Here is a 1,113-nt window from a genome sequence, read left to right on the forward strand (position 1 = left end):
TGTTCGCCGAGGTGGCGCTGCCCGAGGGGGTGGACGGGGCCGGGTACGGCGTCCATCCCGCCCTCCTCGACGCCGCCCTGCACCCCCTCGTCCTGACCGGCGGCGACGACGAGCTGCTCCTGCCCTTCGCGTTCGGCGGCGTGGTCCTGCACGCCTCCGGCGCCCCCGAACTCCGCGTACGGCTGACCACCGTCGGCGAGGACACCCTCGTCGAGGCGGCCGACCCGGCCGGCGCGCCGGTCCTGTCGATCGACGCCCTCCGCGTGCGGGCCGCCGCCCCCCGCCGGGCCGTCCCCGGGGGCACGACGGCACACGGTGTCGACTGGATCGAGGCCCCCGTCGGGACCGCCGGGGCCGTCGGGACCACCGGCGCCGTGGTGATCCGGTGCGTGAGCGACCTGCCCGACGTGCCCGCCCGCGTACGCGAGCTGACCGGCCGGGTGCTCGACGCCGTCGCCGCCCACCCCGCCGACACAACCCTGATCTTCGTCACCCGCGCCGGCGACCCGGCCGGTGCCGCAGTGTGGGGGCTGGTGCGGTCGGCGCAGTCGGAGCAGCCCGGCCGGTTCGTCCTGGCCGAGGTCGAGGACGACCACGTCGACTGGTCCCTCGTCACGGCGACCGGCGAACCCCAGGTCCGCGTCACGAACGGCACCCCCCTCATCCCGCGCCTGGCGCGGCGTGAGGCGGTCGCCGCGACCCCGGGAACGGCGGGGGCGGGGATCGCGGGGACGGTGCTGGTGACCGGTGGCACCGGCGGGTTGGGTGCGCTGGTGGCGCGGCACCTGGTGACGGGTCACGGGGTGCGGGAGCTGCTGTTGACCTCGCGGCGCGGCCCGGCGGCGCCGGGGGCGGCCGAGCTGGTGGCCGACCTGGAAGGGCTGGGTGCGCGGGTGTCGGTGGTGGCGTGTGATGTGTCCGATCGTGACGCGCTGGCCGCCGTGCTGGGTGGGGTGAGGCTGGGTGGGGTGGTGCACACCGCGGGTGTGCTGGACGACGCGGTGGTGGAGGGGTTGTCGGCCGCCCGCCTGGACGCGGTGCTGGCGCCCAAGGCGGACGCGGCGTGGTACCTGCACGAGCTGACCGCCGGTCAGCCGTTGTCGTTGTTCGTGT

At 76.6% G+C, this 1,113-nt stretch carries 1 protein-coding gene; it reads left to right on the forward strand.

The annotated features are described in order from the left end of the window. Window positions 1-1,113, forward strand: a 1,113-nt coding sequence (locus tag AB0G16_RS38830) for an SDR family NAD(P)-dependent oxidoreductase (protein WP_362816047.1), incomplete at both ends; no start/stop codon positions are given.

Origin of the sequence: Streptosporangium sp. NPDC023615 (assembly GCF_040640155.1) — a bacterium.
GTDB lineage: Bacteria > Actinomycetota > Actinomycetes > Streptosporangiales > Streptosporangiaceae > Streptosporangium.